The organism is Streptomyces sp. NPDC006365 (assembly GCF_042870755.1).
Taxonomy (GTDB): Bacteria; Actinomycetota; Actinomycetes; order Streptomycetales; family Streptomycetaceae; genus Streptomyces; species Streptomyces xiangluensis.
In genome coordinates, this window is record NZ_JBIAHS010000017.1 from 77,924 (window position 1) to 99,648 (window position 21,725).

The following is a 21,725-nucleotide window of genomic DNA, read 5'->3' on the forward strand; positions in this document are numbered from 1 at the left end:
GGTGCCGGTGTCCCCAACGGCGGGAGGCAGTCCGGTCGGTTGCTCAACGGGGTCACCCGGATGTACGCCGTCCCGCCAACCATGCCGGAATGGGCAGCAACGGCCGGGTGACCTGCCATTCCGCCTCCGTCATGTCGGAGGCGGAACACCGTACGTGCTCCGGCCCGTCCGCCGCGTTGCCGAACCTGTGGGCGAGGCAGTCACACGACAGGGACGGCGAGTTGGACTCCACGCACGCGAGCGCGAAAGACCGCGACAACAGGGGCTCCTGGTGATCGGTTTGGTTCGCACCCCCGAACTACCAGGAGACCCTGCTGTCATGCGCCGACTCTCGCGCGAACACTCGATCAGGAACCCTGTTCGACCTGACCAGTCCCGCGATCGCTACGCGGATGGTGCCTCAGGGTCAAGTCTTCTTTCCGAAGACAAGCACCTCAGTGGAGGCAACGCCCATGGGGGCCAGGAAGCTGGCCTCCAGGCTGCAGCCGAGGGTCGCGAAGAGGTCCACGCATGTCTGGCGAGGCATGGCGGCTGGATAGGAGCCGTGCCCCGCGCCGCCCTGCGTCGCCCAGGCACGCACCGTGGCCGGGTCCAGGCAGGTCTCTGTCATCACGTCGAAGACGATCCGGCCACCGGGTCGCGTCACACGTGCCATCTCGAAGAAGTAGCGGGAGGCACAGAGGAAGGTCACGGTGTTGAAGACCTTATGGGCCTGAACGAGGTCGATGCTGCCGTCGGGTGTCGAGGCGAGACTGCATCCTGCGGTCGGTTGGGCGACCACGCTGAATGTGTCCACCAGGTAGTTGGACCAGGGCGCTGCCGTCTCGTAGATCTCGTAGCGGCCCGGTGAACACTCCTTCAGCGTCTTCTCCAGGTACCGTCCGGACCCGGGGCCGATCTCCAGCACCGTGTCCGGCTTGGCAGTGAAGACGCCGAGAGCGCTTAGTTCATCGATGGTGAACTGGGTGGCCCCGGGCGTCCCGTTCATGACCTCGTCGATGTAGTCACCGACCGACAGACCGGCCGCCCGCGCAGCCCGCACCGTTGCCTCGAACGGGATGAAGTCGTCCACTCCACCCCGGTTGTTGCCGGCGCGCACGATGTCGAATCCCGCACGCCCCAAGAGCCGCTTGACCCCTGACTTCAATACTGACGTTCCCCGCCATGCTGGGCTCACCAGGCATGACCCCCCCGCTTGTCGCCACCCTCGGTACCCGAAGCATAGGACCGCGGACGCGGACGCGCAGTGGGACGGCGAACTTCGCTACGCGGCAGTCGAGGGCCGGTCCACGGCGCCGGGGTCTGACGCCCCATATGCGCCTTCCCGGTAAGGCTGCTTGTCGGTCCTTGGTGGCCGACACGGGAGTCTCGGTCAGCACCTCGGCCTCCTTGCGCAGCCGCGCGACCTCCTCGCGGACCTTCTTCTCCCGCGCCTCCAGCAGTCGCAGCGCCGACGGCACCAGCCACCTTCGCCAGGGAGCACGAGCCGACGAACAATCTGATACCTCCCGCAGCCAGCGGCAGTTCACGCCCACCCAGACCCTCAAACGATCACGTTCGGAAAGCGGAAGCCTTCTCACGGCAGACGCGATCAGTTACTGCCCATCACCGCTCTCGATGCCCCGGGCCCAAGTCGAGGCCCCCAGGAGGGCGTCGTCCACGACGCATCACGATCGCGTTTTCGGTGACACTCCGTGGCTCCGACTCGGAACAGCGGTCCAGAACGGAAATTCGCGGAGTGTTGACACTCGGACTTTCCGACGGCGGTTTGCCGCGACCGCAGTGCCGCGACCGCATTGTTGGTTAGGGTGACAAAGTCAGACACGACGGGGGCTCGTGGGTGGGGAGTTGGGGCCAGCAGAAGCCGGAGGCCACGTCGACCAGCGTCAGTGGCGTTGGATCGCTTGGCCGGAGTGGGCCTGCAAGTCGGCGCAGCCCAGTTCGCGCTTGACGTGTTTGCAATCCTGCTCGGTCCAGCCGCGCACAGCCCGTACATCTGACGGTTCCGGCCATGTCGGCGGGCGGCAGCGGGCAGTTCTCGGGGCGTGCCATCGCGGTAGCGGCGGGTGACATGGCGTAGGCCCCGACGGGAGGGGGAGGTGCATCACATCTGTCGGATGGTCTGCGACGGTGAGCGGGCTTCCGCTGCGGTTGTGGAGGCAGTCGGCGACCAGAGCCCGAAACGCGATGCACGCGGCGCGGGCCCGGACCACCAGGTGGGCGGCCAGCCGACCATGGGCCGCACCCTCACCCTGCCTCAAGAGGTCAGGATCCGGAACACCGTCTACCGATCACGGCAAAGCACCGCAGGTCGACCGGACGCGGTGGGCGTGTGACCGGCCGGCCGGCGCCCGCGGTGCTGCCCCCGTCGCTGCGCGCGTGGCTCGGGCTGATCGCGGCCCTCGCCGCGCTGGTGGTCGCCGGGCTCGGGGTCCTGTACGCCGGCCACAGCGAGCCCGGCAGGGTGGACAGGTGGATCGTCGAGCCGACGGCGGACAGTGTGGGGCCGCCGTGGCGGTCCGTCGCTCTGGCCACGGACTTCCTGGGGGAGCCCGCCGGAGCGGCGACGCTGGTCGTGGCCGCCGTGACGGGTTGCCTGCTGCTTCGGCGTCCTCGCGCAGCGGTGCTCGTCGTTGCCGGCGTCGGTATGAGCGTGGTAACGACGACGCTGCTCAAGTCCCTGGTGGGACGCACCATCCACGGCGACGGCAACCTGTCCTATCCGAGCGGGCACACCGCCTTCCTCACCGCGTTCGCCCTCGTGGTGGCGCTGCTCGCGACCGGCCGGCTCGGCCTCGGCAGGACGGCCGGCACGTCACTCGTGCTCGCCTCGGCGCTGGTTGCCGGCGCCGCCATGGGCTGGGCGCAGGTCGCCCTGAGCGCGCACTACACGACCGACGTCCTCGGCGGCTGGTGCACCGCGCTGGCGGTGGTACCGGCGACCGCGTGGCTGGTCGACCGGATGGCCGACCAGCTGGTCGATCGGATGGCCGACGCCGGTCGGCGGGAGCGCCGCTGACGTCACGTCACGCCAAGCGGCGGAATACGGGCTTCACCGGTCGCCCGGCCAGCCATGGGGTGGGGTCGGCGGCGTCCAGTGCCTTCCGGTACACCGCACATGCCTGGGCCACCACATCGATGGTGCGGTCGATGTCGGCGTCGTCGAGCGCGCTGCTCACCACGAACGACGGGGCGAGCACCCCGCCCGCGAGGAGCCGGCGCAGGAACAGAGTGCGGTACTCCTGCGACGGCTGCCGGTTCTCGTCGAGAGTGGCGAAGACCAGGTTGCTGGCCCGGCCCCGGACGACGACGTGGTCGCCGACGCCCATGCTGTCCGCCACGTCGCGGACACCGGCGGCCAACCGCTCGCCGAGGGCGTGCAGCCGCGCGGTGACGCCCTCCTCGACGTAGGTGGTCTGCACGGCCATCGCGGCGGCCAGCGAGTGCGTTTCCGCACCGTGCGTGGTGGACAGCAGGAACACCCGCTCGCCGGAGTGACGCAGCCCGCCCCGCTCCATCAGCTCGCGGCGCCCGGCCAGCGCGGCGACGGCGAACCCGTTGCCCAGCGCCTTGCCGAACGTGGAGAGGTCGGGGACGACGCCGTACAGGCCCTGGGCGCCCGCCTCGGACCAGCGGAAGCCGGTGATCATCTCATCGAAGATCAGTACGCAGCCGTGCCGGTCGGCCAGCTCGCGCAGACCGGCGAGGTATCCGGGCGGCGGCTCGGCGTGCGCGGCAGGTTCGAGGATCAGGCAGGCGATCTCGTCCTGGTACCGGGTGAGCAGTTCCTCCGTGGCGGCCAGGTCCCCGTAAGGGAACGCCACGGTGAGTTCGGTGGTCGCCGCCGGAATGCCGGCGGACATCGGTGTGGTGCCGATGAACCAGTCGTCGACGGAGAAGAACGGATGGTCGCCGCAGATGGCCACCCGCGGGCGCCCGGTGACGGCGCGGGCGAGGCGCACCGCGGCGGTGGTGACGTCGGAGCCGTTCTTCGCGAACTTCACCATCTCGGCGGTCGGCACCGTGGCCAGGAAACGTTCCGCGGCCTCGACCTCCACGATGGACGGCCGGACGAAGTTGCTGCCGCGGTCGAGTTCCCGCCGCACCGCCTCGATCACGCGTGGGTGGGCGTGGCCGAGACTGACCGACCGCAGGCCGGAGCCGTACTCGATGTAGCGGTTGCCGTCGATGTCCCACACGTGGGCACCGCGGCCGTGGCTGATGACCGGGGCCAGGTTCTCGGGGTACTGGTCGTCGCCCTTGGCATAGGTGTGCGCACCACCGGGGATCATGGCGTGCAGCCGCTCGTTCGCCTGCCGCGACCGGGGCAGGAGGAACTCCTCGGTCTCTTGGGCGTGTTCGGTGTGTTCGGTGTCCACGCCGACCCTCACTTCTCTCTTTGCTTCAGGACCTCGGCGAGGCTCGGCGCCTCCCGGTCCCGCTGGGACATGGATGTGACCGGCAGCGGCCAGGGAATGGCGAGCTCCGGGTCGTCGAAGGCGATCGTCACGTCCTCGGCGGGATCGTGCGGGCGGTCGATCCGGTACGAGGTGTCGGCGGTCTCGGTCAGCGCCTGGAAGCCGTGCGCGCATCCCGCCGGGATGTACAGGGTCACCTGCGTCTCGTCGGACAGTTCGAAGAAGGCCCGGCCCAGGTAGGTCGGTGAGTCCGTCCGCAGGTCCACGACGGCGTCGAAGATCCTCCCGTACGAGCACCGCACCAGCTTGGCCTCGCCGGCGCCGGAGCGCAGGTGCAGGCCGCGCAGCACGCCCCGAACCGAGCGGGACAGGCTGTCCTGGACGAAGGCGTCCGGGTCGAGGCCCACCGAGCGGACCACGTCGGCGTCGAAGGTGCGGCAGAAGAAGCCGCGCTCGTCGGCGTACGGTGTCGGCTCGAAGAGGAACGCTCCCGCGATCTCCGGGACTTCGGTCACCTTCATGGAGCCTCCTGCCGGGCGTGGGCTTGCGCATGGTCGGTCGCGGGGAACAGGGCTGCGGTCAACTCGGTGAACTGGTCCTCGAGTTGCCGGGCGGCCACCAGGTTTCGCTCGGCCAGGGTCCGCCGCAGCTCCGCCGATCGCTTCTCCAGGGCCCGGAACTGCTCGAGCAGCCGGTCGGCGTCGATCTCGCGAGCCGGATGGCAGTACGCGGCAAGGCCCATCCGATCCATGAGCGCGTCGCTCTTCGCCGCATAGCTGAGCGCGAGCGTCGGCGTGCCGACCTTCAGCGCGCAGACCAGGTTGTGGTACCGGGTCGCCACCACGGTGTCGGCAGCCGCCGTCTCCTTCATCAGGTCGGCCAGCGAGGACGCCTCGGCTGCGGTGACCAGCGGCGAGTCCACCGCGTCGAGGATCGCGGCGACCACCGGTGCATCGCACGCGTCGCCGGTGAGCAGCCGGACCGGCCTGCCGTCCTCGACCAGCGCACGGACGAAGCGGGTCGTCCCGTCGAGGTAGCGCCGGTGGATCTCCTCGGCCCGTGCGCGGTCGTCGTTGCCGCCGTGGAAGTCCATGACGCCGACGCAGACCGGGCCCGGTGGACCCGAGGGCGCGCTCGCCGACGGCGTCGGCAGGGCGAATGCGAGATCCGGGTACACCTCGTCGCGCGCGGTGTCCACGCCCATCGCCCGGATCGCGTCGCGGGACAGGGAGTCCCGGTACGAGCGGTACGTGGCCAGCCGCGCCGACCAGCGCACCAGGGCCCGAGTCGGCCGGTCGCTGATCGCGGCGGCGCCGACGCCGACCAGCGCGATCCGGGTGCCGAACAGCCGGCCACTCGCGCAGAGCAGGAACAGCGAGTACGGGAAGCCCCATGGCCGCAGCGGCAGCGTGGCCTCCAGTACGCCCATGCCCGGCACGATCACGACGTCGTGCCGGCGCACCCAGGCAGCGGTGCGGACGGCGTCGACGAGTTTGCCCAGACCCTTCGCCGCGATCGCGCCCGCGCGCGACGCGGTCCGGTACTCCCCGCGGTACCAGTGCAGCCGCGTCGCGGGGATCCGGTACCGGGTCGCGACGACCTCGGGTCCGCCGCACAGCGCGTCCACGACCGCATTCGGGTGTTCAGCGCGGAGATACCCGAGCACGGTCTCGAGCGACCCGTCGTTGCCGAGGTTGCCGGAGCCGAGCAGACCGAACACCCCGACGCGCACCGGAGTTTCGTGTCCGGACGTCATGCCTGCCTCCCCTCACGGCCGGCGACGAGGGCGTCGACGGAGACAGTGAGCCCGCCCGGGTCGACCGGGGCGCGGTCCTCGACCCGCTCGCCGGCGCCCGGCCGGACCCGGCTGGTCATCCACGCGGCCAGGTGGCGGTAGCACGCGCGCCGGTCGGCCGTGGACAACGGCGCCCGTCGGATCGCCGAGGCGAAGCCCCAGACGTACTCGGCGAGCAGCCGGGGCGTCGGATGCAGTGGGCCCGCCCGGCGCGGGTCCAGGTTGACGCACCGGGAGCGCTTGGAAGGGTTCGCCCGCTCGGCGCGGGTGGGGTGGTCGCGGCGGAAGTACAGCAGCTCCGGAACCTGGTGGAAGGGCCCGTGCAGGGTGATCTCGGCGACGAACGTACGGTCCGCGTGGTGGTAGCTGTCGTGCGGCTTCACCCGGCGCAGCACGTCGGCCCGCATCACCCCGTAGAAGTCGTCGCCACCGGGCTCGAACAGCAGACTGCGGAAGCGCTCGGGCGCGTGCGGCGAGTCCGTGGCGAGCCCGTACTCGTACGGGACCTTCACCTGGCCGTCGCCGTCGATGACCGCCTGGTCGCTGTGCGCGAGGATCACCTCCGGCCGCTCGTCCAGCGCATCCACGCAGCGCCGCAGCAGGTCGCGGGCGTACAGGTCGTCGTGCGAGGCCCACTTGAACAGCTCGCCCCGGCACTCGGTGAACACGTGGTTGTGGTTCGGTGCGGCACCGATGTTCCGGGGCAGCCGGAGGTACCGGATGCGTGAGTCCTTCGCGGCGTACCGGCGGCAGATGTCCTGCGTTCCGTCGGTCGAGGCGTTGTCGGAGATGACCAGCTCGAAGTCCTCGTAGGTCTGGCCGAGCAGGGCGTCGAGCGCCTCGGCAAGGTACTCCTCGCCGTTGTACACGGGCAGGCCGACGCTCAGCCGGGGAAGGGCGGTCATGTGGTCCTCACTTCGCGGATGGGGTTCTGGTGGCGCTCGCGCAGGGCGGACCGCAGGTGCAGCCACCACACGGCCGAGCCGCTGACGGTCGCGGCGGCCACGCCCCAGGCCGAGCCGACCGCGCCGGCCACGGCCGCCCCGCCGAGCCCGCCGCCGACATAGCAGGTGGAGGCGAACAACTGGCTGCGCAGGCTGCGCCGGGCCGCGCCGAGCGCGCGCAGCCCGGCCGCCGCGCCGGTGCCGAGGCCGGCGCCCGCGACGCCGAGGGTGACCGGCACGATGAGCTGTGCGGCGGAGTGCCAGACGTCGCCGAGAACGAACTCGCCGAGCCGGTCCGGCATCAGCAGCACCGCCGCGCCCCAGAGCAGCGCGGCGGCGGCCTGCCCGGCACCGAGCAGGAGGCAGAACTTGGCCAGCCGGTGCGGGGCCTGCCGCAGCACCCGTGCCGCCTCCGCGACGGTGACCAGCGAAAGACCCATCAGCACGGCGAGGAACGGGCCGAGCAGGAGCTCGGCGCCCCGCACCGCACCCACCGCGCCGACCCCGACGATCGCGCCGAGCCCGTACGCCCGCATCTGGCTCGCGCCGCTGAGGCTGACGTTCTCGACCAGGTACCGGTAGCCGAGATCGCGCTGCTCGCGAAGCCACCCGCGCGCCCCGGTCACCCGGGGCCGGATGCCGGACTGGATGTAGCCGTACACCGCCGCCACCGTGGCGGACGCACCCCAGGCGAGTACGAAAGCGGCCACGTTGCCCACGCGGGCCGCCACGACCATGGCCGGGATGAGCGCGACGCCCCACACGAGGTCGTTGACGAACGCGTTCCGCCCGGTGCCGGCGGCGAAGAACGAGAACCGCCAGGCGTCCTGCAGCAGCAGCCCCGGCAGCATGACGCCGAGGGCGGCGAATGCGAGCCCCACACGGCCACCCAGGGCCAGCCCGACCACCAGACACGCCGCGCCGAGGGCGGCACCGACACCGAGCGCGGTACCGGACGACCGGGCCACGGCCCCGCGCCAGGACGCGTCCGACACACCGCTGAATCGCACCACGAGCGGATCGGTTGCCAGCCCGCGGGAGACGTTGAGCACCACGCCGTAGGTCACCCAGGCCAGGCTGAACACGCCGAACGCGGCCGGCCCGAGCGAGCGTGCCACGTATATCCCCACCGCGAAGTTGGTCATGCTGGAGGCCGCCTGGTCGGCCAGCCCCCAGGACAGTCGGCCGACGAGGGCCCGCCGGGCGGATCCGGCGGGTGGCGCCGTTGTCGGCGGATTCTCCCCCTCGGTGGTCATCGGCGTCATGCCTTGATCAGCCCGGCGCCGTGCAGGGCTCCGGCCGCGGCGGCGACAGTGTCGAACGGCAGCCCGGACCGCTCGGCGACATCCAGCAGACTGTGCTCGCCGTCGGAGAGATTGAGCACCCAGAGCATGGCCATCTGGGCCTGCTTGGTGTCGCTGCGGCCGCCGAGCGCGTCGTACAACCCGCGCCGGCCCAGCTGTGGTTCCCCGTAGGGGCTGAGGTTGAGGTACCGCCGGTTGCGGTCAAGGACGGCGAATGCCTCGCGGCAGACGGAGAGGGTGTCCGCCATCGCCTCCGGGGAGACGAAGTCCAGGTTGTCCGCCGAGGTGTGGTACTCGGGGTAGCCGGCGTACGGGGTCCGGGTGAGCGAGCCCACGCCGAGATTGAACCCGGGCGAGCAGAACTGCCGCTCGTCGTAGCCGTACGGAGTGAACTCGGTGACGTGGTGCGGGCGTTCGGAGGCGGCCAGCACGTGCCGCATCACCCGGTCGATCTCCGCGTCGCCGCGCCTGCTCTGCTTGTACGTCAGCCCGCCCGGGTCGCCGGCGCAGGCCAGCACCAGCCCGTGTTTGACCCGTTCCACCCGCTCCTTGTTGCGGGCCAGCCAGGTGATCGCCCCGATGGTGCCGGGCGCGAACAGGAACCGGTAGGTGTAGTACGGCGTCTGCTCCGCCAGCGCCCGGGCCAGGAACGTCGCCACCGCGATGCCGGCCACGTTGTCGTTGGCCAGCGACGGGTGGCAGACGTGGCAGGAGACGATCACCTCGTCGGGGACCTGCCCGGGGACCACGTGCTCGGCGTAGGTGAGGTGCCCGTCGGCGAGGGTGGAGTCGATGCGCACCTCGTACTCGCCGTCCGGCATCGCGTCCAACGTCTCCTGGGCCAGGCAGAACCCCCATTCCGGCTTGTAGTAACTGGTGCGGTACGGCACCCAGTTCGGGTGCTCCGGAAGGGTGTGCAAGTGTTCACGCAGCTCGGCCAGCGGCATGGTCGCCGACACCGGCACGCTGTAGCCGAGCACGTGCAGGCTGGACTCGGCGAAGTCGACGACCCGGTTGCCGGTGGTGTCGGCGATGTACGCGTCCCGGATGTTCCACTCCTGCGGCACCGTCCAGTCGAGCACCTGCGTCCCGGTCGGCACCTCGTGCACCTGCAACGGGATGTACTCGCCGACGATGTCCAGGGTGGCGCGCACACCGTCACCGGTGATGCTCCGGCACAGCGGGTAAAGCCGCTCCACCAGCGCGTACATCTCCTCGCCGGCCGCTGTCATCGGCGCCACCGCAGGGTGTCGTCGACGGTGCCGGAGTCGGACGCCGCGCGCAGCACGGCAAGGCGGGTGAAGCGTCGCTCGAAGTCCTCCAGCGTCAGCCCGTGTTTCCGGTAGGCGTCGGCGAGTTCGAGCGCGCCCTGCTTCACCGTCCACTCGCAGTCGAAGCCGGGAACCGCGGCGCGGAACCGGGAGAAGTCCACCCGGTACGACCGCGGATCGGCACCGTTCTCCCCGGTGATCACCACCTTCGATCCGGACACCGCCTCGGCGACCTGCTCGGCGATCTCGGCGACCGTGACGTTGTTGATCTCGCTGCCGATGTTGAACGCCCGGTCGTGCACCGCCTCCCGCGGCGCGGTCAGCGCGGCCGCGAAAGCCCGTGCGATGTCGGCGGCGTGCACCAGCGGGCGCCAGGGGGTGCCGTCGGAGAGGACCCGCACCTCGCCGGACAGGAGCGCGTGGCCCACCAGGTTGTTCAGCACGATGTCGGCGCGCAGCCGGGGCGAGTAGCCGAAGGCGGTGGCGTTGCGCATGAACACCGGGGTGAAGTCGCCGTCGGCCAGGGCGTGCAGGTCGTCCTCCACCCGCACCTTGGACTCCGCGTACGGCGTCACCGGGCGCAGCGGGGCCTCCTCGCTCACCAAGTTCGACAAGTCGGGGTCGCCTGCGGCGCCGTACACCGAGCAGGTCGACGCGTACAGGAAGCGCCGCACTCCGGCGTCGCGGGCCAGCCGGGCCAGCCGCACGGACGCGTGGTGGTTGATGTCGTAGGTGAGGTCCGGCGCCAGCGATCCCAGCGGGTCGTTGGACAGCGCGGCCAGGTGGATCACGGCGTCCACCCCGGCCACGTGTTCGGCCGTGACGTCGCGCAGGTCCACCCGCTGCCCCGGCGGGTCCGCGGGCGGCGGGCCAAGGACGCAGTCGGCGAACAGGCCGGCGTCAAGGCCGACGACCTCGTGCCCGGCGGCCGCGAGGACCGGGGCCATCACGGTGCCCAGGTATCCCTGGTGTCCGGTCAGCAGTACGCGCAAGGTTCATCCCCCCAGATTGAGCGTGAGTTTGGTGACGGCGAACGCCTCGGCGTAGCGCGCGTGGCTTTCGATGCCGCGGATTCGTGCAAGGCCGAGGAAGGCCTCCCGGTCGTACCAGGGCCGGTGCCGCTGCGAGGGGTAGTGCTCCTGCAGCAGCCGCACCTTCTGTTCGGCGATCTCCGGTGACAGCGGCTGGTACGCCGCCGGACGGCCGAGATCGCCGTCCCACTTGACGATCTCGTAGCCGAGGACCAGGTGGTCGCGGAATGCGGTGGGTACCAGCTTCGCCAAGCCGCGGTGATCCTGGTGCGCGTCATCGGTGCGCGGAGCCAGCACGAGATCCGGCTCGGTCCGCTCGCGCAGTTCCTCGATTGCGGCCTTGGCCTCTTCCCACCGCGTCGGCAGTCGGCCGTCCGGCAGCTTGAGCACGGTCAGCCGCAGGTCGGCGCCCGGGCAGAAGGCGGCGAGCGCGGCCTCCTCCTCTTGCTCCCGCTCGCTGCCGCCGCCGGAGAGCACCAGCGCGTCGACACGGATTCCCGGCCGCGCGAGGCACAGTGTCAGCAGCGTGCCGCCTGCTCCGATGGCGATGTCGTCGCAGTGCGCGCCTACCGCGACGATCCGGTCCAAACGCCCGGCGCTGAGCTGGATCACGCGGTCCTCACCCCGGGGTTCGCTCCCGCGCCGTCCCGTTCCCACACGGCCCACGGGCGGTCGCCCCGGGCGTAGGCGTCGTCGAGCGCGGCCCGCTCCTTCACGGTGTCGGTCGGCTTCCAGAAGCCGCGGTGCTGGTGCGCCACCAACCGGCCGCGCTTGGCGAGTTGGGCGCATCCGTCGGCGACCAGGTCCCCGTTCTCCGGTATGTGGTCGAAGATCTCCTGGCGGAGCACGAAGTAGCCCCCGTTCTCCCACAGCGGCAGGTCGCTCACCGCGGTGATGCCCCCCACCAGGCCGTCCTCGCCCAGGTCCACGCAGTGGAACGAGGACTGCGGCGGCACCACCATCATCGACGCACCGGCGTCACGCCGCGCGAACCGGTCGACCATCTCCGGCAGCGGGGCGTCGGTGAGCACGTCGGCGTAGTTGGCGAGGAACATCTCGTCGCCGTCCAGGTGGTGCCGCACCCGGCGCAGCCGCTCGCCGATCGGTGACTCGATGCCGGTCTGCGCGAACGTGATCGTCCAGTCCGCGATGTCGGTGGACAGCAGCTCGGTCCGCCCGCCTCGCAGCACGAAGTCGTTGGACACCGTCTCCTCGTAGTTGAGGAAGAAGTCCTTGATGTGGTGGGCCCCGTATCCGAGACACAGGATGAACTCCGTGTGCCCGAAGTGCGCGTAGTAGCGCATGACGTGCCAGATCAGCGGTCGCGGGCCGACCATCGCCATCGGCTTGGGCATGTCGTCGGCGGCTCCGCTGCGCATCCGCATCCCGTAACCGCCGCAGAACAGAACGACCTTCATGCTGTGCCCTTTCAAGACGCGACCTCGACAATGCTCAGTTCCGGGATGGGAAAGACGAGCCGGCCGCCCCAGTCGTGCACGAAGGACAGCTGCTCGACCAGCTCGGCCCGCAGGTTCCACGGGAGGACGAGGACGTAGTCCGGTTTGTCGGCGGCTATCCGGTCGGGCGGCAGGATCGGGATGCGGGTGCCCGGAGTGAACCTGCCGTGCTTGTAGGGGTTGCGGTCGACCGTGTACGGGAGCAGGTCGGGCCGGATGCCGCAGTGGTTGAGCAGGGTGTTGCCCTTGCCCGGGGCGCCGTAGCCGACGACCGTCTCGCCGCGCTCGGCCGCCTCGATGAGGAACCGCAGCAGGTCCCGGCGCACCTTGGCCACCCGAGCGGAGAACTCGGTGTACCCGGACAGCTCCTGCAGCCCGGCGGCCTTCTCCCGGTCCAGCACGTCGGCCACCCGCCGGGTCGGCTCGCCGGCCACCTCGGTCGGCCGGGCCCACAGCCGGACGGAGCCGCCGTGCGTGGGCAGCAACTCGACGTCCACGAGCGCGAGCCCGCCACTCGCAAGGGCCCGGGTCGCGGACGCGACCGTGTAGTACTGGAAATGCTCGTGGTAGATCGTGTCGTACTGGTTCTCCTCGATCAGGGTCAGCAGGTGCTGCACCTCGATGGAGACCCAGCCGTCGTCGGTGACCAGGGCGCGCAGCCCCTGGGTGAATCCGACGACGTCGGGGATGTGCGCGTACACGTTGTTGGCCACGACCAGGTCCGCCGGGCCGTGCTCGGCGCGGACGTCGGCGCCGGTGGCCGGGTCGAGGAACTCCGTGAGTGTGGGCACACCCGCGTCCCGCGCTGTGGCGCCGACGTTCACCGACGGCTCGATGCCGAGGCAGCGGATCCCGCGGTCCACCATGTGCCTCAGCAGGTACCCGTCGTTGCTCGCGACCTCGACCACGAAGGCGTCGGAGCCGAGAGCAAGGCGCTGCACGGTGTCGGCGACGTACGTGCGCGCGTGCTCCACCCAGGAGGTCGAGTAGGAGGAGAAGTACGCGTACTGCGTGAACGTCTCCTCCGGCGTGATCAGCGGAGGAATCTGCGCGAGCCAGCAGTCGGTGCAGACCCGCAGGTGCAGCGGGTACGTGGGCTCCGCCTTGTCCAGTTGGTCCGCGGCGAGAAAGCTCTCACATGGTGGCGTCGCCCCGAGATCGACGACGCTCGTCATCGCTTCCGAGCCGCAGAGTCGGCATCTTGTCATCTACTGTCCCCATCCCCCTGCTCGGGCGCGTGTCCCCGCCGCGAGCCAGTGCTTTTGTCCCCCACCGGCGGTGGGCTGTCCCCGCCGCAGGACCGACCCGCGATCGCGGTGCGGTACTCATCCACCAGGCGATCAAGGCCGACGGCCGGGCTGAAAGCCTGCTCGTAACGGCGCCGGGCCGCCTGGCCCATCTCCCGGTTGCGGGCCGGCTCGGCCGCGATCCGGCGTATGCGGGAGGCGAGCGAGGCGGGCTCGCCCGGCCGGTGCAGCAGCCCCGTCACCCCGTCCTCGATGAGTTCGACGAAGGCGCCGTGACCAGCGGCGACGGTCGGGACCCCCGCCGCCATCGCCTCCACGACCACCAGGCCGAACGCCTCCAGCCACGTCGAGGGAGCCACCACGGCGACCGACCGCGCGACGGCCTTCCGGCTCTCCGCCGCGTCATACAGGCCGACGTAGCGCACGTCGTCCCGGCCCGCCGCCCAGGCGGTCACCTCTTGCGCCAGTGGCCCCGAGCCGGCGATCGCGAGCGGCACGCCCACACCGCCGCTCGCTGCGATCTCGTCCCACGCGGCCATGAGCAGCCGCACGCCCTTGGCCTCCGCGAGCCGGCCGAGATAGAGCAGATGCTCGCCGTCGCCCGCGCGGCGGGCGCCCGGCTCTGGCACGAAGTTGTGCTTCACCGTCAGCCGCTCGGCCGGCATGCCGGCCCGCACCAGGACATCGCGCTGCGCCGCGGAGAGGCAGAAGAACCGCTCCACGCCGGACCACCACCGCCGCCGGTTGACCGACAGGCTGACCGCGAGCGGCACCGTCGCCAGCCGGGAGCTCCGGTAGCAGCCGTGCCGGACGGCGGGCAGTGGCGCCGACCCGACGCACTCGGTGCACGGCCGGCCGTCCCGCTGCAGCGTGCCAGGTGGGCAGACCTGGGTGTAGTTGTGCAGCGTGGCGACGGCGGGCACGTCGGCGTCGGCGCAGGCGGCCAGCACCGCGGGCGACAGAAGCGGGAAGACGTTGTGGACGTGCACCACGTCCGGTCGCTCGGCGCGAAGCCGGGCGGTGAGCTCCGCGCGGACCGCCGGGTTCCACGGCACAAGGAGCGGCACCGCGGCCTTGGCAAGGAGGGACCGGGTGGCGATGTCGTCACTGCGCCGCTCGAACACCTCGACCCGGTGGCCGGCCGCGCGCAGCAGCGCGACCTCCTGGTCGACGACCTTGTTCTCGCCGCTCGGCTGCGCCGAGGCGTAGCGGTTGTGCACCACGAGGACGTGCATGCTCAGGTCACCTCCGATCTCAGGGCCCAGCGCGGGATGCGTCGTCGAGGGACATCGGGCGTCGACAGGGGCGTGGCCGTGGCAGGTGCCGCGAGAAGCGAGGCAGCCAGGGCCAGGTGCAGCAGATACGGCGAGGCGTCGCCAAGCCCGGCCTCGGTGTACGACGCGATCGCGCAGTAGCTGATCAGGAAGATCGCGCAGGCCCTCGACAGCGACGGTGGCCGCAGCAGCGCGACGCCGGCGAGGACGATGATGATCGTCGCCACCAGGGCGACGCCGATCAGACCCTGTTCCTGGTAAACGGCCAGCCAGCTGTTGTCGATCGGCAGCCCGCCGAACGACTTGTCGCCCAGGCCCATGCCGAACAACTTGTCAGCGGTCGTCCTGGGCGCTGCCAGCAGGGCCTCCCAGACCTTGGCCCGACCGGTGAGGTTGGAGAAGTTCTCCTGGCTCTGTCCGCGCAGGAACCACGTCTGGAGCGCGGAGCTGAACCCCACCGCGGCCACCGTGGCGATCAGCACCGTCCAGGTGAAGAACCGGCGGGCTGCGGCGCTGGTCAGGATGAGCGAGCCGATCGCCAGCGCAAGCCCGATGAGCAGGCCCAGCGTGGCCGTCCGGGTATGGGTCAACGCGAGCAGGACGAGTGACGGCACGATGACCACCGCCGCGCTGGCCCTGTCGGTCCGGCGGCCCAGTACGAGCAGCACGGTGAGCCCGATGATCACTGCGGCGTACTGTCCGATCTGCGGCGGGGTGAGGGGCCACAACGCGCCGACAAGGCGTCCGCCGTAGATCTCGGGCAGGGCCGCGCCCGGTGAGATGACCAGGCCGGCGGCCACCGACCCGAGCACCGCGAAGTACATCCGGATGTGGTGCCGGACGAACGTCAGGCCGCCGTCCCACCAGCGGCTGAGCAGCCACAGCGTGCCGACGAACAGAGCCAGCCGGGCGCAGCGGAACAGCGCGCCGTACCCGGACTCCAGGTTCGCGCTGGAGATCACGCTCGGTACCAGCAGCAGGGTGAGCAGGAACACGTAGGCGCTCGCTCGGATGCGTAGCCGGAGATTGACTGCGAGCGCCAGCGCGAACGCGGCGACCAGCGCCCCCATGGTGACCATCTGGATGAGGGAGCGGGGCAGCGGGATGATGGTCTTCGCCCCGGTGGAGCCGAGCGTGTTGAGGATCAGCAACCCCCAGACGATCCCGACGATCTTCGGTGTGCCGGCAGGAGGCGGTTCGGCGCCGGGCCGCGTGCCCACCGTGTCCGGTCCGCCCGGCAGCCCACCGCGCCGCAGGTCCGCGCCCATCTCAACCACCGGCCCGTGGGCCGAGGGTGCTGCCCTTGTCCTGCTGGTACGTCTTGCCCTGCCACTGCCTGAAGCCGAGCACCCGGCTCGGGTCATGGGCGACGAATTTCCATGAACCGAGGTAGACGTTGTCGTGCCAGCGGTTGTCCTGCTTGCGGGTGATCGCGTCAGCCACCCGCTCGCCCTTGTACGGCGACCAGTCCGGATAGGTGCCGTAGTTGGACAGCACCGCCATTCGGTCGCACTTCGCCGTGCACTTGACGACGGACTTGTCCAGCACGAAGCGGTTGTCGTGGATGTCCACCCGCTGGGTCTTCCACCGGCAGTCGGCGTAGAGCGGGGCGGTGGCGATCGCCGGCTTCGCGCAGCGGTCGGTGTCCCGCACCAGCAAGGTGCAGTCACCGGACGAGGTGTTGGCCGGGCTGTTGCAGAACCGGTCTGCGTTTTCCCACAGGGTGATCCCCGACCAGTTGTTCTCCAGCACGTTCTGGTAGATCTCGATCTTGTCCGTGCGGGCTCGGATCCGTGGTTCGCCGCCGGACTCCGACACGTAGAGGGTCGCGAACGGGAAGTCGTCGCCGCGGGCGGCTTCCCTGCGGCCCTCGACCCAGTTGTTCCGCCGGATCGTGTTCTTCCGGATGACCGCGTTGTAGCTGGTCTCGTAGATCAGCGCGGCACCGTCGTTGGCCTCGAGCAGATTGCTCTCGATGCGGAAGTCGTTGTTGTTGGTGTCCGCCCACAACCCTGTTCCGCGGTTGTCGTGCACCCAGTTGCCGCGTACGTCGGCGCCGTTGACGGCCCAGAACTTGATGCCTCCGGTGCAGCCGCAGCCCTTCCGCCGCCGTTCCCAGTCGCCGGTGTTGTTGCCCACGATCTCGTTGCCCTCGACCACCAGGTCGCGGAGCGAGCCGCCGGCCTTGTACGCGTTCATGCCGTACTGTCCGTTGCCGCGCAGGCAGCTGGCGCGGACCCGCTGGCGGGCACCGGCCATCAGCCCGGCGGCGGAGTTGTACTGGATCGTCGCGTGCTCGATCACCCACCCGTCCGCCGAGTCGTGGTTGACCACGCCCTCGTCGTGCGGCGCGACGAAACGCTGCACGGTCAGGTAGCGGATGGTGACGTTGCCGGCACTGCCGCCGAACGCGTACTGGTTCTTCTTCCGGCCGTCGAGCACCGCGCCTGGCGCGCCGAGGTAGCGGTTCCCCTCCTTGGGGATGACCTGGGCATAGCGGTCCGGGGCGAGCCTGTGCTTGCCCGGTCGAAGCCAGAACGTGGTCTTCGGGGGGCTGCTCTTGGTCTTCGCAGCCAGGTCACCGACCACCGCGGGGTCCACCGTCACCGCGCCCGCCGGCGCCTTCGCCGGCCCGGCCGCGGGCTTGGCGCACACCCGGGCCACGGACGTGGACGGTGCAGCGGTCGGCTTCGGCCGCGCGTCCGGCTTGCTCTCACAGCCGGTCGCCGCCAGCAGGGCCATCGCCAGCGGTACCACCGGCAACGCCCAGTGCCGCCACTTGATCCCCACATGTCCCCCTAGCCCTGGAACCTGAGTACGGTGACGAACCCCTCCGCGCCGTCGGCGAAGCCGGTGCCGACCAGCGTCGTGGCGGGTTCCTTGCGCCCGAAGCCGGGGGAGTACCAGCCCAGCGGCGGGTCACTCTCGCCGCGATGTGCCCGCCAGCTCAGCTGCCCGGGCAGGTCGAGCACCGCGGAGCGGTCCTCGCCGTCCCGGGTCCAAGTGAGCACGGCCCGGTTGTCCACCAGGTCCGCGGCGATCGCGGGGCCGAGGTGGAACGCCAGCTGCGCGGCCCGGCGCGGGCTGTGTTGGCCGCGGACCTCGTCGACGACCCTCAGCTCCCGGCTCGCGGCGGTCAGTTCCACCCGGCGGCGGTGCACGGAGGGCTGGTAACCGTCGTGCTCGGCGCACCAACGGGCCGTCCCCCCGTCGGAGGTGCCGGATGTGTCCACGGCCAGGACGCGGCTGCGGGCATGCCGGGTCCACAGGAACGGGCCGCCGGAGACGGACTGGTCACTGCCGTCCAACTGCAGGGTGTTGTGGCCGAGGGTCGAGCGGAAGTACTGCCGCCACTCGGGCTGCCCGTGGTAGCAGTACGTCCCCGGGTCGGCGAGCACGTCGACCCCGTCGTGCCGGACCTCCACGGACAGCGCGTCCGCGTGGGCATGCGCGGCGATGGACAGGAAGCCGTGCGGACCACCGTCGCAGCGGCACCAGATCTCCTCCGGACCGCGCAGGATGGTCATGCCCGCGTCGGCGAAGTGGGCCGGTCGGCTTGCCGGGCGGGTCACGGCCGGCGCGGTTCCGTTTTTCGCGTACGGCCGGATGAGCGCGGCCAGCAGCGGGGTGCGCACATCGGTGCCGGTCACCGCCGGCCACCAGGCGAGTCGGCCGAACACGGCGTCCCCTGTGGCCAGCAGAGAGGCCCAGCGGTCGGTGCCCGCGCCGTCCAGGACCAGACCGTGCCCGTCGTCCGCGTCCCCCTGGCGCGGCGGCCGTAGCCAGCTGTCCACGACTGCCGCGAGCGCGTCGGTCATCCGCAGCAGCACCAGCCGGATGGACGCGGGGACCGGCCTGCCTGCGGCATCCGCCTCGGCCACCGCGGCCAGGCCGAGTTCCAGCACAAGTCCGTGATACTCGGTGGCCAGCTCGCGGTTGAGGCCGGAAGGGAAGGTGTTGCTTCGCAGGTGCCGCTCCAGCGACCGCAGCGCGTCGGCCCGCCAGCGCGCCGAGGAGGGGAACCACCCGAACGCGCAGGCCGCTGCGAACTGTCCGGCGGCCTCGGCGATGACGTGGTTGTTCGCCGAAGATCCCCGGCTGGGGAAGGCGGCCAGCCAGCGCTGGTGGTGCCAGATCTGGTTCACCGCCACCGGGTTTGCCTCGAAAAGACCGGCCACGCCCGGCCAGCCGTCGAGCAGTCGGCGGATCCACACCCAGGACAGCAGTCGGATGCCCAGCTCGATGCCGCTGATCCAGTGCACGCCGCGCAGCGGTGGGTTGGCCGTCCACCACGACCGCAGGTGCTCGGCCACTCGCTCGGCGTACCGGTCGTTCCCGGTGATCGCGTAGGCGGCGGCGAGCTGAGTGAGGTACTGGTGCCGGGACAGCTCCCAGATCTGCTTGATGTCCCCGACCGCGTCCTCGTTCCGGTACGGCACGTCGAAGGCATAGCCCCACGGAGCCCGGCGCCCGGTCTTCGGGTCGCACCACCAGTCCGGGTCGGTCAGGTCGTCGCGGACCACCCCGAAGTACTCGGCGTGCCCGTACATCAGCCGGTCCGCCTCGGCGACGAGACGTTTCGCGGCGTCCGGAGGTATTGCGGCGATCGTCCCGGCGGGCAGTACCGCGGTGAACCGGGCGTCGGTCACGCTCGGGCAGTCCGGCCGCGCCGACCGCCACCGCCGCCTGCGCACCGCGTCGCCCACCCGGCCGCCGACCTCCCGCGGTCCCATCCGGGAGAGCCGCCGCAGGTACCAGCCCGCGCTCATCGTCATTGCGCCCTCGCCAACGTCACCGGCGCGCCGCCGGCCAGGCCGGCCTGTACGGCGAGGGTGGCCGCCGTGGTGGCGACCAGCGACTCCAGCGGCACCGGCATCGGCCCGCCGGTCCGCACGGCCTTGATGAACGCCGCGAGCTCGGCGTTCTGGCCCTTGTCCCGGGCCTTGGGCAGCCGCGAGCTGACCCACCGCCTGCGGCGGCCGTCGTACACAGTGGCCCGGACGAAGTCGTCGAGCCGCAGCACCTTGCCGTCCGCGACAAGGTCCAGCGTCTCCTTGGGGAAGCTGGGCGCGCCGGTGGTGACGTAGCTGATGGTGGCGGTGGACCCGTCCGGGTAGCGCAGCACGACCTGCAGGTCCTCGTTGCCGGACGTGGCGGCCGCGTACACCGATTCCGGGTCGGCCGCGAGCAGCCAGCTCGCCGTGTCGATGAAGTGCCCGCCCTCGCCGGCGAACCGCGAGCCCTCGGTGCCCTGTTGGAGGTACCAGCTGCCATGCTGCAGCCGGCCCGCGTTGACCAGGTAGCGGAGGCTCGCCGGGCCCGTCCGGGCGCCGAACCGCTTACTGGCCTCCTGCAGCAGTGGCGCGAACCGGCGGTTGAAGCCCACCTGGAGCCGGTCGTTGCCGGACTCCTCCACCGCCGCGAGCACGCCGGCCAGCTCGTCCTCGGTGAGGGCCAGGGGCTTCTCCACGAACACCGTCTTGCCGGCAAGGAGCGCTCTCCGGGTCAGTTCGGCGTGCGAGCTGTGCCGGGTGACCACGAACACCGCGTCGATGGACTTGTCGCCGAGCACGGCGTCGAGATCGGTGGTCGCCTCGGCGAAGCCGAACTTCCGCTGCGCGTTGGCCGCGGACAGCGCCGTCGTGGTGACGACGGTGGACAACTCGACGCCGTCGCGCTGTGCCAGGTGCGGCAGCAGCATCGACGTCGCGTAGTTTCCCGCGCCGACGAACGCAAGGCGCACCGGGACCTTGGCGGCGCGGGCCGGCGTGGACACTCCGCCGCTGGGTCGCTTCACCGCGGGCACGGCCACCGCCGGGGTTCCTGCTTCCCCCGCTTCCGCTGAGTGTTCAACGGGGCCGGGGTACCGGAACAGCACAGCCACGGCCTTCAGGTCGCCGTCCTTCAAGCTCTGGTACGTCTCGACGGCGTCATCGAAGTCGGCGATGTGGGAGACCAAGGGCTCCACGTCGACGCTGCCGCGGGCGAGGAGATCGAGGAAGCACGCCAGGTTACGGCGCTCGGTCCAGCGCACGTAGCCGATCGGGTAGTCCCGCCCCTCGAGCTCGTACTCCGGGTCGTAGCGCCCGGGGCCGTAACTGCGGGAGAACCGGACGTCGAGCTCCTTCTCGTAGTACGCGTTCCACGGCAGGTCCAGGCTGCACTTGCCGATGTCGACGACCCGGCCGCGGTCCCGGCTCAACTTGGCGGCCAACTCGACGGGTTGGTTGCTGCCGCCGCCGGCGGCCAGGTACACCTGGTCCACGCCGTGACCGTCGGTGAGCTCGGCGACGGCGGCTTCCACGGCCGCGGACGCCGGATCGCCGCAGGCCGCGGCGCCCAGGCGCTCGGCGAGCTCGCAGCGCACCGGGTCGGGGTCGACGCCGACGACGCGGACTCCCGAGGCGGCGAGGAGCTGCACCACCAGCTGCCCGATCAGCCCGAGGCCGATGACCAGTGCCACTTCGCCGAGTTGTGGCTCGCCCTGGCGGACGCCCTGCATCGCGATCGACCCGACGGTGCCGAAGGCCGCGTGCCGCGGCGCGAGACCGTCCGGCACCGGGGCGTAGAGGTTCTTCGGCACCCAGTTCAGCTCGGCATGCAGCGCGTGCTCGTTGCCGGCGCAGGCCACGAGGTCGCCGACCTTCACGTCGTCGATGCCGGCGCCGACCTGCTCGACCACCCCGCACAGCGAGTAGCCCAGCGGTGTGTAGGAGTCCAGCTTGCCCATCACCTTGCGGTAGGTGGCGGGCACCCCGTTGGTGGCCACGCTCTGCATGACCTTGGCCACCTGGTCCGGACGGGAGCGGGCCTTGCCCAGCATCGACATGCCGGCCTCGGACACCTTCATGAGCTCGGTCCCGGTGGATATCAGCGAGTAGGCGCTGCGGACCAGCACACCGCCCGGCTTGCACCCCGGCACCGGAACGTCGAGCACCGCCAGCTCGCCGCTCTTGTAGTTCTGTACAACCTGTTTCACCCGGG

The 21,725-nt window shown here is 71.0% G+C and carries 17 protein-coding genes; 1 reads left to right on the top strand and 16 read right to left on the bottom strand.

What is annotated here, in order from left to right:
* Nucleotides 1–406: 406 nt before the first annotated feature.
* A complete protein-coding gene (locus ACFYO0_RS34685) occupies nucleotides 407–1,123 on the bottom strand; it encodes a methyltransferase domain-containing protein (RefSeq protein WP_388684167.1) in 717 nt (238 codons plus the stop codon).
* Between the two features lie 1,209 nt (nucleotides 1,124–2,332).
* Between ACFYO0_RS34685 and ACFYO0_RS34690 the strand changes: the two genes are divergently transcribed.
* Nucleotides 2,333–3,019 (top strand): phosphatase PAP2 family protein, encoded by a 687-nt coding sequence (locus ACFYO0_RS34690; protein WP_388684170.1) that lies wholly within the window; start codon nucleotides 2,333–2,335, stop codon nucleotides 3,017–3,019.
* A gap of 7 nt (nucleotides 3,020–3,026) precedes the next feature.
* Here ACFYO0_RS34690 and ACFYO0_RS34695 read toward each other — a convergent pair whose 3' ends face one another.
* Genes ACFYO0_RS34695 through ACFYO0_RS34765 form a run of 15 tightly spaced genes read right to left on the bottom strand, consistent with a single transcriptional unit; the run spans nucleotide 3,027 to nucleotide 21,720 of the window.
* Nucleotides 3,027–4,379, bottom strand: a complete 1,353-nt coding sequence (locus ACFYO0_RS34695) for a glutamate-1-semialdehyde 2,1-aminomutase (RefSeq protein WP_388684172.1) — start codon at nucleotides 4,377–4,379, stop codon at nucleotides 3,027–3,029.
* Between the two features lie 8 nt (nucleotides 4,380–4,387).
* Nucleotides 4,388–4,939, bottom strand: coding sequence for a dTDP-4-dehydrorhamnose 3,5-epimerase family protein (locus ACFYO0_RS34700; RefSeq protein ID WP_388684175.1), 552 nt, complete (start codon nucleotides 4,937–4,939; stop codon nucleotides 4,388–4,390).
* On the bottom strand, nucleotides 4,936–6,174 hold the full coding sequence (locus ACFYO0_RS34705) for a polysaccharide pyruvyl transferase family protein (protein ID WP_388684177.1): 1,239 nt from the start codon (nucleotides 6,172–6,174) through the stop codon (nucleotides 4,936–4,938). Before ACFYO0_RS34705 ends, ACFYO0_RS34700 begins: the two co-directional genes overlap by 4 nt.
* The gene (locus ACFYO0_RS34710; RefSeq protein WP_388684178.1) at nucleotides 6,171–7,118 is read right to left on the bottom strand and encodes a glycosyltransferase family 2 protein; all 948 of its coding nucleotides are present in this window, start codon (nucleotides 7,116–7,118) and stop codon (nucleotides 6,171–6,173) included. Before ACFYO0_RS34710 ends, ACFYO0_RS34705 begins: the two co-directional genes overlap by 4 nt.
* Entirely contained in the window at nucleotides 7,115–8,422 is a 1,308-nt protein-coding gene (locus tag ACFYO0_RS34715) for a hypothetical protein (protein ID WP_388684180.1), read from the bottom strand. Before ACFYO0_RS34715 ends, ACFYO0_RS34710 begins: the two co-directional genes overlap by 4 nt.
* Nucleotides 8,419–9,702 carry a DUF4910 domain-containing protein gene (locus tag ACFYO0_RS34720; protein ID WP_388684182.1) on the bottom strand — a complete coding sequence of 428 codons (1,284 nt, stop codon included), beginning with the start codon at nucleotides 9,700–9,702 and terminating at the stop codon, nucleotides 8,419–8,421. The genes ACFYO0_RS34715 and ACFYO0_RS34720 overlap by 4 nt, the downstream gene beginning before the upstream one ends.
* Nucleotides 9,690–10,724, bottom strand: a complete 1,035-nt coding sequence (locus ACFYO0_RS34725; protein ID WP_388684184.1) for an NAD-dependent epimerase/dehydratase family protein — start codon at nucleotides 10,722–10,724, stop codon at nucleotides 9,690–9,692. The genes ACFYO0_RS34720 and ACFYO0_RS34725 overlap by 13 nt, the downstream gene beginning before the upstream one ends.
* A gap of 3 nt (nucleotides 10,725–10,727) precedes the next feature.
* Nucleotides 10,728–11,375 (bottom strand): PIG-L deacetylase family protein, encoded by a 648-nt coding sequence (locus ACFYO0_RS34730; RefSeq protein WP_388684186.1) that lies wholly within the window; start codon nucleotides 11,373–11,375, stop codon nucleotides 10,728–10,730.
* The gene (locus tag ACFYO0_RS34735) at nucleotides 11,372–12,181 is read right to left on the bottom strand and encodes a glucose-1-phosphate cytidylyltransferase (RefSeq protein ID WP_388684188.1); all 810 of its coding nucleotides are present in this window, start codon (nucleotides 12,179–12,181) and stop codon (nucleotides 11,372–11,374) included. The genes ACFYO0_RS34730 and ACFYO0_RS34735 overlap by 4 nt, the downstream gene beginning before the upstream one ends.
* Nucleotides 12,182–12,192: 11 nt before the next feature.
* Nucleotides 12,193–13,428 carry a class I SAM-dependent methyltransferase gene (locus tag ACFYO0_RS34740; RefSeq protein WP_388684191.1) on the bottom strand — a complete coding sequence of 412 codons (1,236 nt, stop codon included), beginning with the start codon at nucleotides 13,426–13,428 and terminating at the stop codon, nucleotides 12,193–12,195.
* The gene (locus tag ACFYO0_RS34745) at nucleotides 13,425–14,702 is read right to left on the bottom strand and encodes a glycosyltransferase (RefSeq protein ID WP_388684192.1); all 1,278 of its coding nucleotides are present in this window, start codon (nucleotides 14,700–14,702) and stop codon (nucleotides 13,425–13,427) included. The genes ACFYO0_RS34740 and ACFYO0_RS34745 overlap by 4 nt, the downstream gene beginning before the upstream one ends.
* A gap of 2 nt (nucleotides 14,703–14,704) precedes the next feature.
* A complete protein-coding gene (locus tag ACFYO0_RS34750) occupies nucleotides 14,705–16,009 on the bottom strand; it encodes an O-antigen ligase domain-containing protein (RefSeq protein ID WP_388684195.1) in 1,305 nt (434 codons plus the stop codon).
* 1 nt (nucleotide 16,010) lies between these two features.
* Nucleotides 16,011–17,531, bottom strand: coding sequence for a right-handed parallel beta-helix repeat-containing protein (locus tag ACFYO0_RS34755; protein WP_388684198.1), 1,521 nt, complete (start codon nucleotides 17,529–17,531; stop codon nucleotides 16,011–16,013).
* Nucleotides 17,532–17,539: 8 nt separating this feature from the next.
* Nucleotides 17,540–19,516 (bottom strand): alginate lyase family protein, encoded by a 1,977-nt coding sequence (locus ACFYO0_RS34760; protein ID WP_388684201.1) that lies wholly within the window; start codon nucleotides 19,514–19,516, stop codon nucleotides 17,540–17,542.
* A complete protein-coding gene (locus tag ACFYO0_RS34765) occupies nucleotides 19,513–21,720 on the bottom strand; it encodes a bi-domain-containing oxidoreductase (protein ID WP_388684203.1) in 2,208 nt (735 codons plus the stop codon). Before ACFYO0_RS34765 ends, ACFYO0_RS34760 begins: the two co-directional genes overlap by 4 nt.
* Between the last annotated feature and the right edge of the window lie 5 nt (nucleotides 21,721–21,725).